Genomic DNA, 16,290 nt, shown 5'->3' on the forward strand with positions numbered 1-16,290 from the left:
TGCTGTCAGCAGCATAGCCAACTGCACGCGAGTATGCGGTGCGCCGACGAAATCGTCACCGGTTCAAGCGTCGCAAACGTGACGACCGCCCCGTGGGGCGGCCGTTTTGTTCACGCATCAGCTGTTGTTGTGGTCGACCTTGATGGTCGGATCACTACCGGCAATCAGGTTGTGAATGTTGGCCGTAGACCAATTGTTGCCTTCGAGTTTGATCGTCACGTCCGGTGTGGCGGCTGCGGCATCGCCCGAGTTGAACTTGCCGCCCGAGCTGACTTGCAGCGACGACACGCCGTCGACCGTGGTGATCTTCAGGAAGTTGTCGATGGTGCTGCCGGTCTCGCCCTGCAACAGGTCACGCAGGTCGATGCGGTCGCCCTCGCTGGCCTTGAAGTCCTTGATCACGTCGTTGCCGGTGTCGCCCGATTTCCAGACGAAGGTGTCGCCACCGGAACCACCGATCAGGATGTCGTTGCCCGGGCCGCCGATCAGCGTGTCGTTGCCGGTGCCGCCGAGCAGGATGTCATTGCCCTTGCCGCCGTCGAGCAGGTCGTTGCCGCCCGAGCCGAACAGGATGTCATTGCCCGCGCCACCCAGCAGCGTGTCGTTGCCATCGTGGGCACCGGACACATCGAACGCCTGATAGTGCTCGGTGATGTACTGGTGCACGTTGCTGGTGGTGACTTTGCTGACGTCGACTCCGGTTTCCTTGGCCACGAACGCCTGCATCGCCTGGTAACCCTCGCCGGCAATGCCGTTGAAGCTCACCAGGTCGCCGAACAGGATGTCGTTGCCGTCGCCACCGCTGACGGTGTCGTTGCCCGGCATCGTCGCTTCAGTGTGGCCGATGATCGAGTTGGCCAGGTCCTTCGGATCGATATTGGTCTGCGGCGTCTTGTCTGAATCGTACGGTTTCAAATCGTTGAGGCTGACGCCGTTGTTGAGGCCGATCGCCTCGACGTTCGATAGACCGCTCAGCAGCGCGAAACCGGCGGCGGAGTTGTCGGTGGTGTTCGACGAGGTGCTGTTGCCGCTACCCGCCAGGCTCGAGATCTCGTAGGTGCCGTCACCCTGTGCATGAATGGTGCCCAGGCTGTTCCAGTTCCAGTAGCCATTCTTGTACGTCTGCAACACGACCTCGCCGGAGGTGTTGATGCTCAGGTAGTGGGTGCTGTCGATGTAAGTCGCAAAGCTGTTGCCCAGCTTGTAGTTGCTGGTTTTCACCACATCATCGAGCTTCACGTTGCCGTACAGCGTCGGGTTGGTCTGCTCGCCGCTCTGGTAGTAGGTCGGCTGGCCGTCGGTGATGAAGTACGTGAGGTTCTTCGCCCCGGTGTTGGCCACCGCTTCAGCGCTCTGGAAGAAGTTCGCCGTGGCCTTGAACACGTCTTCGTAGTTGGTGCCGCCGCCGGACGACATCGAGTCCAGCACGGCCTTGAGCAAGGTCAGTGCGTTCGGGTCGTTGAGGTTCACCGACACCGACTTGTTGACCTGAGTATCGAAGTCCACCAGGAAGATGTTCACCGTCCCCGAGTTGCTGCCCAGGCTCTGTTTGAGGGTGTTGAACACCGACGTCAGCGAGTCCTTGGCCGCATTGATCGACGAGGCGCTCATACTGCCCGAGCTGTCGACCATGAACGCGATGTTGTAGTTGGTGCCCGGCACCACGGTCAGGCCGCCGATGTCGGCGACCATGATGTCGTTGCCGTCGGTGCCGACGAAGTTATCGTCACCCGAGGTCGCAACCGCCGCGTTATACACCGCCGGCACCACGGTGACCGGGATCGTCGCAGTGGTACTTGCCGAGCCGCCGACCTGTTCGGTTGAGGTCGAGGTCACGGTCAGGTTGAACTGGCCGTTGTAGTAGGTCGGCGGAGTCACGGTCAAGGTGCCGAGATTCCAGCCGGTGACGTTGGCGTCGCCGCTGGTGGCGGTCACGGTAAAGCTGTGGCCTGCGCCATCGCTGAGCACCGAACCGACCGGTGCGCCGCTGATCTTGATGCTCAGGGTTTCCGAGCCGTCGGTGTCGGTCAGCGCGGTGCTGATCGACGACAGTTTCACGGTGGTGCCTTCGGCGCCGGTGTTGAGTTTGTAGCCGTCGTAATAGCCTTCGCCGTTGTTGCCGTGCAGATCGGAGACGGTCACGCCGGCATTCACCAGATCCTGCACGCCGGTGTAGATCGGCACGCCGGCACTGCTCAGGTCGATCGGCGTGCTGCCGTTGACCGACAGGTTGACGTCGTAGCTGCCCGGTCCGCTCTGGTTGTGGTGGTAGATATCCAGGGTGTAGTAGCCGCTGGTGGTCGGGGTGAACGAACCGTTGAGGTTGCCGCCCGCGCCCCACGTCGTGGATGCCACGCTCTTGCCGCCGATGGTCACTAGCAGGCTGTCATCACCGGTGCCGCTGAAGGTGTAGGTCTTGCCGGCTTCCAGATAGATCAGGCCCGAGGTTTTCGACGCGGTGCCGGCGGTCACGCTGCCGTCGGACTGCACGTTGTTCACAGTGCCGCTGGTGTTCGGTTTACCTGCGCCGTCGATCACGTTTTTCAGGGTGTTCGGGTTCGCGCCGCTGCCGTCGGTGCCCAGGCCCGACAGACCGGTCCAGACTTCCTTGATCAGCCCGGTGGACTTCACGCTGTTGTCGGCGACCGACAGGGTCGGTGCATCCGCCACTGGCGTGATGTCGATCTTCACGGTGCCGGTGTTGCCCAGCAATTGACCGTCGGTTGGCTGGAACTTGATCTGCGCGTAGTCAGCCTGGTTGTTGCCCAGGCCGGTGCCGCCGTAACCGTTCACACCCGACTCGTTGGCATCCGGCAGGAAGCGCAGCTTGCCGGCGTCGATGTCGGCCTTGCTGAAGGTCTGGTTGGTAGCGACGTCTTTCCAGGTCGAGCCGTCCAGATACTGCAGTTTGCCTTCGCCCGGCAGCTGGGTGATTTTCACGCCCAGGCTGCTGGCCGGGCTGTCGACGTCGCTGACGCCGAAGGTCGACCAGCCGAGGATCAGCGGGGTGTCTTCGGTGCCGGTGACGTTGACCGGAGCGGCGACCGGCGCATCGTTGACCGCCACCACGTTGACCGTGGTGGTCGCGGTGTTGGAGTAGTTGCCGCCATCGGTCACGGTCACGGTGATGATCCGTGGCACGGTGCTCGGGTCTTCACTGCTGTTGGTGAAGCTGATGTTCTTGATCGCCTGCATGTAGTCGGCCAGCGTCGCATTGCCCGACAGGGTCAGCGTGATCGTGCCATTGGTGCTGTTGGCATTAATGGTGATGCCGTTGACGCTGTTGCCCAGGTTCAGCGCATCGCCGTCCTGACGGTTGGTCAGCACGACGGTGGCGCCGGTCAGCATGGTGCTGTCCGGGTCGGTGATCTTGATGTCGGTGTCGGCAATCGACACACCAGCGCCCGGGGTGTTCTCGGTGAAGGTCACCTTGTAGTCGGCACCCGTTGCACCGCTGGAGTTGTTGGCGTCGAGGTCGATGACCGGCGGCGCATCGTTGTCGATGATCGACGTGCTGACGCTGCCATTAGTGCTGCTGACCGCCAGGTTTTCGAAGTTGCCACCAGTGGCCGAGTCGATCTTGACCACAAAGTTTTCGGTGCCTTCGGTGATCTTGTCATCGATGGTCGCAACGTTGAACTGCGCGCTGCTGGCACCCGCCGGGATCTTCACGGTGTACACGCCGGTGAAGTCCGAACCGTCGGCGGCGGTGCCGCTGTAGACGATTTTCAGGGTCACTTCGGTTTGCGCCGGGTGGGTCAGGCTGACGGTGTAGCTGGCGGTCTGGCCTTCGGTCACCGAGGTGCTGCCGGTGATGCTGACGGTGGTGGTGTCGATGGTGTCGGTGACGCTGGTCACGGCTGGTGTGGTGCTGGTCACCAGGTTTTCGAAATTGCCGCCCGTGGCGTTGGTGATCGTGGCCTGCACGTTGCCGGCGTCTTTGTAGACGTCGTCGGTTGGCGCAGGAACGGTCACGGTGCCGGTGGTTTTGCCCGCTTCGATGGTGATCACCGAACCGTTGCTCAGGGTCACGGTCACTGGCGAGCCAGCGGCGTTGGTCAGGGTTGCGGTGTAGGTGATCGAACCACCTTCGGCGACCGAGTTGGTAGCGCTCAGGGACAGGTTGGTGGTGTCGACGGTGTCAGTGACGGTGGTGCTGACCGGAGTCTTGTCGGCAACCAGGTTCTCGTAGTTGCCGCCGCTGACGTTGGTGATCGAATTGGTCAGCGGTGTGTGGCCGGTCAATGCGTCGTTCGGTGCGGTGGTGGTGACGGTGCCGGTGGTTTTGCCGACTTCGATGGTGATGCTCTGGCCGTTGGACAGGTTTACGATCACAGGCGAGCCGGTCACCGGTGCACCAACCGTCGCGGTGTAAGTGACGGTGCCACCTTCAGCAGCTGTCTCGGTTGCGGTCAGCTTCACGGTGGTGGTGTCGATGGTGTCGGTGACGCTGGTCACGGCTGGTGTGGTGCTGGTCACCAGGTTTTCGAAGTTGCCACCGGTGGCCGATTTGATCGTGGCCTGTACGTTGCCGGCGTCCTTGTAGACGTCATCGGCTGGCGCAGGAACGGTCACGGTGCCGGTGGTCTTGCCGGCGTCGATGGTGATGACAGCACCGTTCGACAAGGTCACGGTGACTGGCGAGCCAGCGGCGTTGGTCAGGGTGGCGGTGTAGGTGATCTGGCCACCTTCGGCCACGGTGCCGGTCGCTGTCAGCGACAGGTTGGTGGTGTCGATGGTGTCGGTGACCGTGGTGCTGACCGGGGTTTTGTCGGCGACCAGATTTTCGTAGTTGCCACCGCTCACGTTGGTGATCGCGTTGGTCAGCGGCGCGTGGCCAGTCAGCGCATCGTTCGGCGCGGTGGTGGTCACGGTGCCGGTGGTTTTGCCCACTTCGATGGTGATGGTCTGGCCGTTCGACAGGGTCACGGTCACTGGCGAGCCGGTGACAGGTGCACCCACTGTCGCGGTGTACGTAACGATGCCGCCTTCAGCTGCCGACTCGGTCGCGGTGAGTTCCACCGTGGTGGTGTCGATGGTGTCGGTGACCTGGGTCACCGCAGGAACCGTGCTGGTGACCAGATTTTCGAAGTTGCCACCGGTGGCCGATTTGATCGTGGTCTGTACGTTGCCGGCGTCCTTGTAGACGTCGTCGGCAGGGGCTGGAACCGTCACGGTGCCAGTGGTTTTACCGGCCTCGATGGTGATCACGGCGCCGTTGCTCAAGGTCACGGTCACAGGGGTGCCCGCAGCGTTGGTCAGTGTGGCGGTGTAGATGATCGAACCGCCCTCGGCGACCGAATTGGTGGCGCTGAGGGTCAGGTTGGTGGTGTCGACGGTGTCGGTGACCGTGGTCGAAACCGGGGTCTTGTCGGCAACGAGGTTCTCGTAGTTGCCGCCGGATACGTTGGTGATGGCGTTGGTCAACGGCGCGTGGCCGGTCAACGCATCGTTCGGCGCGGTAGTGGTCACGGTGCCGGTTGTCTTGCCGACTTCGATGGTAATTTGCTGACCATTGGACAGGGTCACGGTAACCGGAGAACCCGTCACCGGTGCGCCAACAGTAGCGGTGTAGGTGACGGTGCCGCCTTCAGCCGCCGACTCGGTCGCGGTCAGTTTCACCGTGGTGGTGTCGATGGTGTCAGTGACATTGGTCACGGCTGGCGTGTTGCTGGTCACCAGGTTTTCGAAGTTGCCACCAGTGGCGGACTTGATCGTCGCTTCCACGGTGCCGGCGTCTTTGTAGACGTCATCGGCTGGCGCCGGGACGGTCACGGTGCCAGTGGTCTTGCCAGCGTCGATGGTGATCACCGCACCGTTCGACAAGGTCACGGTGACTGGCGAGCCAGCGGCGTTGGTCAGGGTGGCGGTGTAGGTGATCTGACCACCTTCAGCCACGGTGCCGGTCGCTGTCAGCGACAGGTTGGTGGTATCGATGGTGTCGGTCACGGTGGTGCTGACCGGCGTCTTGTCGGCCACGAGGTTTTCGTAGTTGCCGCCGGATACGTTGGTGATGGCGTTGGTCAACGGCGCATGGCCGTTCAGCACATCATTCGGCGCGGTGGTGGTCACGGTGCCAGTGGTTTTGCCCACTTCGATGGTGATTTGCTGACCATTGGTCAGGGTCACGACCACCGGCGAGCCGGTCACCGGTGCGCCAACCGTCGCGGTGTAAGTAACACTGCCACCTTCGGCCGCCGTTTCGGAAGCGGTCAGCTTCACGGTCGTCGTGTCGATGGTGTCGGTGACTTCGGTCACGGCCGGAACGGTGCTCGGAACGAGGTTCTCGAAGTTGCCACCGGTTGCATCCTTGATGGTGACTTCGACTTTGCCGGCATCTTTGTAGACGTCATCGGTCGGGGCCGGAACGGTTACGGTGCCGATGGTTTTACCCGCTTCGATGGTGATGACGGCGCCGTTGCTCAACGTCACGGTCAGCGGCGTGCCGGCCGGGTTGGTCAAGGTCGCGGTGTAGGTGATCGAACCACCCTCGGCCACGGTGCCGGTCGCAGTCAGCGACAGGTTGGTGGTGTCGATGGTGTCGGTGACGGTGGTGCTGACCGGCGTCTTGTCCGCTACGAGGTTCTCGTAGTTGCCGCCGCTGACGTCGGTAATCGCGTTGGTCAGCGGTGCATGGCCGTTGAGTGCGTCGTTTGGCGCGGTGGTGGTCACGGTGCCGGTGGTTTTACCCACTTCAATGGTGATGGTCTGGCCGTTGGACAGGGTCACGGTCACTGGCGAACCGGTCACAGGTGCGCCCACAGTCGCGGTGTAGGTGACGGTGCCGCCTTCAGCCGCCGACTCGGTCGCAGTCAGTTTGACTGTGGTGGTGTCGATGGTGTCGGTAACCTGAGTCACGGCCGGAACGGTGCTTGGCACCAGGTTCTCGAAGTTGCCGCCAGTAGCCGTCGAAATGGTCGCTTCGACTTTGCCCGCATCCTTGTAAACGTCATCGGCCGGGGCCGGAACGCTTACGGTGCCGGTGGTTTTACCGGCTTCGATGGTGATCACCGCGCCGTTCGACAAGGTCACGGTCACCGGAGTCCCTGCCGGGTTGGTCAGGGTCGCGGTGTAGACGATCGAACCCCCTTCGGCCACGGAACCAGTGGCGCTCAGTGTCAGGTCGGTGGTATCGACGGTGTCGGTCACGGTGGTGCTGACCGGAGTTTTATCAGCAACCAGGTTCTCGTAGTTGCCACCGGTCACGCCGGTGATCGAGTTGGTCAGTGGCTCGTGACCGTTCAGCGCGTCATTCGGCGCTGTGGTGGTGACGGTGCCAGTGGTTTTACCGACTTCGATGGTGATCTGCTGACCATTGGCCAACGTCACGGTCACAGGCGAACCGGTCACCGGTGCACCCACAGTCGCAGTGTAGGTAACGGTGCCACCTTCAGCAGCGGTTTCGGTCGCGGTGAGTTTCACCGTTGTGGTGTCGATGGTATCGGTGACGTTGGTCACGGCCGGAACGGTGCTCGGCACCAGGTTCTCGAAACCGCCGCCGGTGACGGTCGAAATAGTTGCTTCGACCTTGCCGGCATCCTTGTAGACGTCATCGGCCGGAGCCGGAACGGTCACGGTCCCCGTAGTCTTGCCGGCTTCGATGGTGATCACGGCGCCGTTCGACAGGGTCACGGTCACCGGGGTGCCTGCCGGGTTGGTCAGGGTCGCGGTGTAGACAATCGAACCACCCTCGGCCACCGAGTCGGTGGCGGTCAGGTTGAGGTTGGTGGTGTCGACCGTGTCCGAAACCGAAGTGTTGGCCGGTTTGCTGTCGACCGCCAGGTTCTCGTAGTTGCCACCGGTGGCCTTGTCGATGGTCACGCTCAGCGAGCTGCCGCCCGCCAGCGGGCTGTTCGGTGCGACGAAGTTCACGGTGCCGGTGGTCTCGCCCACGGCGATGGTGATGGTCTGGCCATTGGACAGGGTCACCACGACCGGCGAGCCGGTCACTGGCGCAGTCACAGTCGCGGTGTAGACCACGGTTTCGCCTTCGGCGACGTTGGCGGTAGCGGTCAGCGACACGGTGGACGTGTCGATGGTGTCGTGAACGGTGGTGACCGCCGGGGCAGTGCTGGTGACCAGATTTTCAAAGTTGCCGCCGGTGGCGCCCTTGATGGTCGTTTCCACGGTGCCGGCGTCCTTGTAGACGTCGTCCTTCGGTGCATCGACGGTCACGGTGCCGGTAGTTTTGCCGGCCTCGATGGTGATCACGGCGCCGTTGCTCAACGTCACGGTCACTGGGGTGCCGGCGGCGTTGGTCAGGGTCGCGGTGTAGGTGATCTGGCCACCTTCGTTGACTTCCGGCGTCGCGCTCAGTGTCAGGTTGGTGGTGTCGACGGTGTCGGTCACGGTGGTGCTGACGGGGGTTTTATCGGCCACGAGGTTTTCGTAGTTGCCGCCGCTCACGCCGGTGATCGAGTTGGTCAGCGGTTCGTGACCGTTGAGTGCGTCGTTTGGCGCGGTGGTGGTCACGGTGCCGGTGGTCTTGCCGACTTCGATGGTGATCGCCTGACCGTTGGCCAGGGTCACGGTCACCGGGGAACCGGTGACGGGCGCGCCAACGGTGGCGGTGTAGGTGATGGTGCCACCTTCAGCAGCGGTTTCGGTCGCAGTCAGTTTGACCGTGGTGGTGTCGTTGGTATCGGTGACTTCGGTAACGGCCGGCACGGTGCTTGGCACCAGGTTCTCGAAGTTGCCGCCGCTGGCGTCGGTGATCGTGACTTCAACCTTGCCGGCGTCTTTGTAGACGTCATCGGCCGGGGCTGGAACGCTGACGGTGCCGGTGGTTTTACCGGCTTCGATGGTGATCACAGCGCCGTTGCTCAAGGTCACGGTCACCGGAGTGCCCGCAGCGTTGGTCAGTGTCGCGGTGTAAGTGATCGAACCACCCTCGGCGACCGAGTTGGTAGCGCTTAGGGACAGGTTGGTGGTGTCGACGGTGTCAGTGACGGTGGTCGAAACCGGGGTCTTGTCGGCCACGAGATTCTCGTAGTTACCGCCAGTCACGTTGGTGATCGCGTTGGTCAGCGGTGCATGGCCGTTCAGCGCATCGTTCGGCGCCGTGGTGGTCACGGTGCCGGTGGTCTTGCCGACTTCGATGGTGATCGACTGACCGTTGGACAGGGTTACGGTGACTGGCGAGCCGGTCACAGGTGCGCCCACAGTCGCGGTGTAGGTGACGGTGCCGCCTTCAGCCGCCGACTCGGTCGCAGTCAGTTTGACTGTGGTGGTGTCGATGGTGTCGGTAACCTGAGTCACGGCCGGAACGGTGCTTGGCACCAGGTTCTCGAAGTTGCCACCGGTGGCCGTCGAAATGGTCGCTTCGACCTTGCCCGCATCCTTGTAAACGTCATCGGCCGGAGCCGGAACGCTTACGGTGCCAGTGGTTTTACCGGCTTCGATGGTGATCACCGCGCCGTTCGACAGGGTCACGGTCACCGGGGTACCAGCCGGGTTGGTCAGAGTTGCGGTGTAAACAATCGAACCGCCCTCGGCCACGGAGCCAGTGGCGCTCAGGGTCAGGTTGGTGGTGTCGACGGTGTCGGTCACGGTGGTGCTGACCGGAGTTTTGTCAGCAACCAGGTTCTCGTAGTTGCCACCGGTCACGCCGGTGATCGAGTTGGTCAGTGGCTCGTGACCATTCAGCGCGTCATTCGGCGCTGTGGTGGTGACGGTGCCAGTGGTTTTACCGACTTCGATGGTGATCTGCTGACCATTGGCCAACGTCACGGTCACAGGCGAACCGGTCACCGGTGCACCCACAGTCGCAGTGTAGGTAACGGTGCCACCTTCAGCAGCAGTTTCGGTCGCGGTCAGTTTCACCGTGGTGGTGTCGATGGTATCGGAGACTTCGGTAACCGCTGGAACAGTGCTTGGCACCAGGTTTTCGAAGTTGCCACCGGACGCATCCTTGATGGTCACTTCGACTTTGCCCGCGTCCTTGTAGACGTCATCGGCCGGAGCCGGAACGGTCACGGTGCCTGTGGTTTTGCCCGCTTCAATGGTGATGACGGAGCCGTTGCTCAACGTCACGGTCACCGGCGTGCCGGCCGGGTTGGTCAGCGTGGCGGTGTAAACAATCGAACCGCCCTCGGCCACGGTGCCGGTCGCGGTCAGCGACAGGTTGGTGGTGTCGACGGTGTCGGTCACGGTGGTGCTGACCGGCGTCTTGTCGGCCACGAGGTTTTCGTAGTTACCGCCGCTCACGTCAGTGATCGAGTTGCTCAACGGTTCGTGACCGTTCAGCGCGTCGTTCGGCGCGGTGGTGGTCACGGTGCCGGTGGTTTTACCGACTTCGATGGTGATCTGCTGACCATTGGCCAGGGTCACGGTCACTGGCGATCCGGTCACCGGGGCACCGACGGTGGCGGTGTAGGTGACGTTGCCACCTTCTGCTGCCGATTCGGTCGCGGTGAGTTTCACCGTGGTGGTGTCGATGGTGTCAGTCACTTCAGTGACGGCTGGAACGGTGCTTGGCACCAGGTTCTCGAAGTTGCCGCCAGCGGTATTGGTGATGGTGACTTCGACTTTGCCGGCATCCTTGTAGACGTCATCAGCCGGAGCCGGAACAGTCACGGTACCGGTGGTTTTGCCAGCCTCGATGGTGATGACCGAGCCATTGCTCAAGGTCACGGTCACCGGCGTACCGGCCGGGTTGGTCAGTGTCGCGGTGTAGACGATCGAGCCGCCTTCAGCCACGGAGCCGGTCGCGCTCAGTGTCAGACTGGTGGTGTCGACGGTGTCGGTGACCGTGGTCGAAACCGGTGTCTTGTCGGCCACGAGGTTCTCGTAATTGCCGCCGCTCACATCAGTGATCGAGTTGGTCAGCGGCGCGTGGCCGTTGAGTACATCGTTCGGTGCGGTGGTGGTCACGCTGCCGGTGGTCTTGCCGACTTCGATGGTGATGGTCTGACCGTTGGCCAGTGTCACGGTCACAGGCGAACCGGTCACCGGTGCGCCAACGGTGGCGGTGTAAGTAACGGTGCCGCCTTCAGCGACGGAAGTGTCAGCGGTCAGTTTCACGGTCGAAGTGTCGATGGTGTCGGTCACTTCGGTAACCGCCGGGACAGTGCTCGGAACGAGGTTTTCGAAGTTGCCACCGGACGCATCCTTGATGGTGACTTCGACTTTGCCCGCGTCCTTGTAGACGTCATCGGCCGGAGCCGGAACGGTCACGGTGCCTGTGGTTTTGCCCGCTTCAATGGTGATGACGGAGCCGTTGCTCAACGTCACGGTCACCGGCGTGCCGGCCGGGTTGGTCAGCGTGGCGGTGTAAACAATCGAACCGCCCTCGGCCACGGTACCGGTCGCGGTCAGCGACAGATTGGTGGTGTCGACGGTGTCGGTGACCGTGGTCGAAACCGGGGTTTTGTCGGCAACCAGATTCTCGTAATTACCGCCGCTCACGCCGGTGATCGAGTTGCTCAACGGCTCATGACCGTTCAGCGCGTCGTTCGGCGCGGTGGTGGTCACGGTGCCGGTGGTCTTGCCGACTTCGATGGTGATGGTCTGGCCGTTGGCCAAAGTGACAGTCACTGGCGAACTGGTCACAGGCGCACTGACCGTCGCGGTATAGGTGACAGTGCCGCCCTCGGCCACCGATGTATCGGCGCTCAGCTTGACGGTCGAGGTGTCGATGGTATCGGTAACTTCCGTCACGGCAGGGACGGTGCTTGGAACAAGGTTCTCGAAGTTGCCGCCGGATGCGTCCTTGATGGTCACTTCAACCTTGCCGGCGTCCTTGTAGACGTCATCGGCAGGGGCCGGAACGGTCACGGTGCCGGTGGTTTTTCCGGCTTCGATGGTGATGACCGAGCCATTGCTCAAGGTCACGGTCACCGGCGTGCCTGCCGGGTTGGTCAGCGTGGCGGTGTAGACAATCGAGCCGCCCTCGGCCACGGTGCCAGTCGCGGTCAGCGACAGGTTGGTGGTGTCGACGGTATCGGTCACGGTGGTGCTGACCGGCGTCTTGTCGGCGACCAGGTTCTCGTAGTTGCCGCCGCTTACGTCGGTAATCGAGTTGGTCAGCGGTGCATGGCCGTTCAACGCATCGTTCGGTGCTGTGGTGGTGACGGTACCGGTGGTTTTACCGACTTCGATGGTGATTTGCTGACCATTGGCCAGGGTCACGGTCACCGGCGATCCGGTCACTGGCGCGCCAACGGTAGCGGTGTAAGTGACAGTACCACCTTCTGCTGCCGACTCGGTCGCGGTGAGCTTCACCGTGGTGGTGTCGATGGTGTCGGTAACTTCGGTGACGGCTGGAACGGTGCTTGGCACCAGGTTTTCGAAGTTGCCACCGGACGCATCCTTGATGGTCACTTCGACTTTGCCGGCGTCCTTGTAGACGTCATCGGCCGGTGCCGGAACGGTCACGGTACCGGTGGTTTTGCCGGCCTCGATGGTAATCACCGCGCCGTTCGAAAGGGTCACGGTGACTGGCGAGCCGGCGGCATTGGTCAGGGTCGCGGTGTAAACAATCGAACCGCCCTCGGCCACGGAGCCAGTGGCGCTCAGGGTCAGGTTGGTGGTGTCGACGGTGTCGGTGATCGTGGTCGAAACCGGGGTTTTATCGGCCACGAGGTTTTCGTAGTTGCCGCCTGTCACGCCAGTGATCGAGTTGGTCAGCGGCGGATTGCCAGTCAGCGCGTCATTCGGCGCGGTGGTGGTCACGGTGCCGGTGGTTTTACCCACTTCGATGGTGATTTGCTGACCATTGGCCAGGGTCACAGTCACCGGCGAGCCAGTCACCGGTGCGCCCACGGTAGCGGTGTAAGTGACGGTGCCACCTTCAGCCGCCGATTCGGTCGCGGTGAGCTTCACCGTTGTGGTGTCGATGGTGTCGGTGACTTCAGTAACCGCCGGGACAGTGCTCGGCACCAGATTCTCGAAGTTGCCGCCCGTGGTGCCGGTAATGGTGACTTCGACTTTACCCGCGTCCTTGTAAACGTCATCGGCCGGTGCCGGAACGGTCACGGTGCCGGTGGTCTTGCCCGCTTCAATGGTGATGACGGAGCCGTTGCTCAACGTCACGGTCACCGGGGTGCCGGCAGGATTGGTCAGGGTTGCGGTGTAGACGATGGAACCGCCTTCGGCCACGGAACCGGTAGCGCTCAGCGACAGGTTGGTGGTGTCGATGGAGTCGGTAACGGTAGTGGTCGCTGGCGTCGTGTTCGGTACCAGATTCTCGAAATTGCCGCCGGTGGCGCCGGTAATCGTGGTGCTGACGGTGCCACCGTTGTTGTAAACGTCATTCGGTGCGGTCGGCACGTTGACGCTGCCGCTGGTCTGGCCGGCGCCGATGGTGATGGTCGAGCCGTTCGACAGGGTGACGGTCACCGGCGTCTGCGCCGGGTTGGTCAGGGTCGCGGTGTAAGTGATCTGGTCACCTTCGACCACAGTGCCGGTGGCGGTCAGGGTCAGGCCGGTGGTGTCGATCGAATCGGTGATGGTGGTCACCGCCGGTGTCGGGTTCGGCACCAGGTTTTCGAAGTTGCCACCGGTGGCACCGGTGATGGTGGTAGTGACGATGCTGCCGTTGTTATAGACGTCATTCGGCGCGGTCGGCACGTTGACGGTGCCGGTGGTCTGGCCGGCGCCGATGGTGATGGTCGAGCCGTTGGACAACGTGACGGTCACCGGCGTCTGGGCCGGGTTGGTCAGCGTGGCGGTGTAGGTGATCTGACCGCCTTCGGTAACGCTTGGGCCCGCCGTCAGGGTGACGGTGGTGGTGTCGATGGTGTCGGTGACCTGGGTCGTGGCCGGGGTGGTCGGCGGGGTCACGGTGATGCCGCTGCCGCCAGTGGTGCCGGTGACCGTCACGTCGATCTGGGTCGGGTCGTTATAGACAGTATCGTTCGGTGCCAGTGGCACGTTGACGGTGCCGGTGGTGGAACCGGCCGGAATCACGATCACCGCGCCGTTGGACAGGGTGATGGTCAGGTCGGTTAGCGGCGCCTGGGTCAGGGTCGCGGTGTACACCAGCACGCCGCCGGCTTCGGTGATGGTCGGCGTGGCGCTGAGGCTCAGGGTCGAGTCACGCAGGGCGTTGGTGGTGGTATCGGTGGTCTGGCCACCGGTGATGTTCTGGGCGGCCTGGCCGGCGGAATTGATGCCTGCAGTCGGGAAACCGATGGTTGGGTCGACACGGCCTGCGGTCGCATCAAGCATTACAAAGCTGTGGCCACCCCCGGCGGCACCGCCAGTCCCTGCGGCGCTCGGGCCGGCTGCGGTGGACTCAAGAGCGGTGGTCGGGTCGACGCCCGCGGCGATGGCTTGTTGCAGTTCTTCTACCGACGGCGCGGCTTGCGCGGTGGCTTCGGCCAGGTCAGTGCTGGAATCCGGGGTGTCGGCGCTCCACTGAGTGTCGCGGCCCAGATCGATCGTGCGGCCATCGGCCAGTTCCAGGGACACGGCGCCGGAAACGCCGGTGTCGACCTGATCGCCGGCAAACAACCGGTCGCCTTCAACGAGTACGCGACGGACGCCCTCTGGGGACACCACGAAAACCTGACCGACAATGCTTTTGACGATGGCAACAACACTGCTCATTGAAGACTCTCCGGGTGTCACGTTCAGTTGACTTCCATAGACCTGATGGCTGTCTGCGCCGATTCAGTCTGGACGTACTTTTAAAAAAGATGAAACAAAGTTGACGCTGCTGTTCGTCAATATTTTGGCTATATTCTTTCGCTATTAACTTTATGCCAAACTATTGACCTTCTGGGTGCCATCCTAAACAATCGTCCCAGTAATGTCACATTGATATTTATGCGGCGACCTGTCCTTCAGCGTGTGATCCAGTTCCGGTTTTAAACTTTCCGACATACGGTCATTCCGGTTGCCATCTTCCGACGCAGCTCACCAATTTGCTGTGATTCAAGACAAGAAGTTCTGGGAAATCTTTACCATGCGTTCGCACCTGTTCAAGGCTCTACCCTTCGCTCTCGCCGCCTCTTTCGTACAAGCACAATCCTTACCAGAAGCCATGCAGCAGGCGCTGGATGTCCATCCGGAAATCCAGGCAGGGGTCAACAGTCGGCTGGCCGCGGATTATCAATTAAAGGCTGCAAAAGGTGGATACCTGCCCAAGGTCGATCTGCTGGGTGGTTACGGCCGTGAAGGCACCGACAGTGTGACCACCCGCGCCAATGGCGGCGGCAATCACTGGGAAACGCTGAACCGCAGCGAGTCAAGTTTGCGTCTGTCGCAAATGGTTTTTGACGGTTTTGCGACGTCCAGCGAAGTCGGGCGTCAACAAGCCACCGTCAACTCCCGCGCCTATTCCTTGCTGGGCACTTCCGAGCGCACTGCGCTGACCGTGGCCCAGGTTTATCTGGATGTACTGACCCGTCGTGAGTTCGTGCGTCTGGCCGAAGAAAACCTCAAGAGCCACCAGCGCATCTACGACCAAATCCAGCTGCGCACCCAGCGCGGCGTCGGCAGCGGTGCCGACCTCGATCAGGCCGAAGCGCGGACGGCCCAGGCCCGCAACAACCTGATCACCGAGCAGACCAACCTCGCCGACTCGGAAACCAATTTCCTCAGCGCCGTCGGCCAGATGCCCGATCAACTGGAGCGTCCGGCGCCGTTCCTGGCGATGATGCCGGCCAACCTGAATGAAGCCCGCGCACAGATGCTGGAAAACAGCCCGATCCTGCGCTCGGCCGAGTCCGACATCGCCGCTGCCGAGAAGCAGTACGAGACCGCCAAGTCGACCTTCTACCCGCGCTTCGACGCCGAGCTGGGCCGCACCGCCGACAACGACCTCGACGGCCAGAACGGTCACAACAACGAATGGCAGGCCATGCTGCGCATGCGCTTCAACCTGTATTCGGGCGGCAGCAACAAGGCGGATCTGGAATCCAAGTCCTACCTGTCGAACCAGGCGCTGGACATCCGCAACAACGCCCTGCGTCAATTGAATGAAGAACTGGGCCTGGCCTGGAACGCCCTGAACAATGCCAACGCTCAGGTGCCGATCGCTCAACAATACGTTGATCACAGCACCTCGGTGCGCACCGCTTACCAGCGTCAGTTCAGCCTCGGCGAACGTACCCTGCTGGATTTGCTCGACAGCGAAAACGAGTTGTTCACCGCTTCGCGGCGTCTGGCTGAAATCAAAAACATTCAGTTATTTACTCAGTACCGAATCAAGGCGACCATGGGCGAATTGCTCAAGAGCCAGGGAGTGGTCGCACCATTGGCATCCGTTGTGCAGAACGACGTGAAGCCCAAGGTCCAGCTGCCTGGGATGAATTGAGTTGTCCCTTTTCAACAGTTAAAGAGTGC

At 62.1% G+C, this 16,290-nt stretch carries 2 protein-coding genes; one reads left to right on the top strand and one right to left on the bottom strand.

Annotation, left to right across the window (positions count from 1 at the left end; all coding sequences use genetic code 11):
* Nucleotides 1-117 precede the first annotated feature (117 nt).
* The gene (locus CAF63_RS07105; RefSeq protein WP_085684374.1) at nt 118-14,550 is read right to left on the bottom strand and encodes a retention module-containing protein; all 14,433 of its coding nucleotides are present in this window, start codon (nt 14,548-14,550) and stop codon (nt 118-120) included.
* A 358-nt stretch (nt 14,551-14,908) separates the two neighbouring features.
* On the opposite strand from CAF63_RS07105, the gene CAF63_RS07110 reads away from it, so the two are divergent.
* Entirely contained in the window at nt 14,909-16,261 is a 1,353-nt protein-coding gene (locus CAF63_RS07110) for a TolC family outer membrane protein (RefSeq protein WP_085684372.1), read from the top strand.
* Nucleotides 16,262-16,290 lie beyond the last annotated feature (29 nt).

Source organism: Pseudomonas sp. B20(2017), assembly GCF_002113125.1.
Taxonomy (GTDB): domain Bacteria; phylum Pseudomonadota; class Gammaproteobacteria; order Pseudomonadales; family Pseudomonadaceae; genus Aquipseudomonas.

Excerpts from the sequence above, each read along its gene's own strand:
- CAF63_RS07110 (WP_085684372.1), top strand. The coding sequence starts at position 14,909 with ATGCGTTCGCACCTGTTCAAGGCTCTACCCTTCGCTCTCGCCGCCTCT.
- CAF63_RS07105 (WP_085684374.1), bottom strand. The coding sequence starts at position 14,550 with ATGAGCAGTGTTGTTGCCATCGTCAAAAGCATTGTCGGTCAGGTTTTC.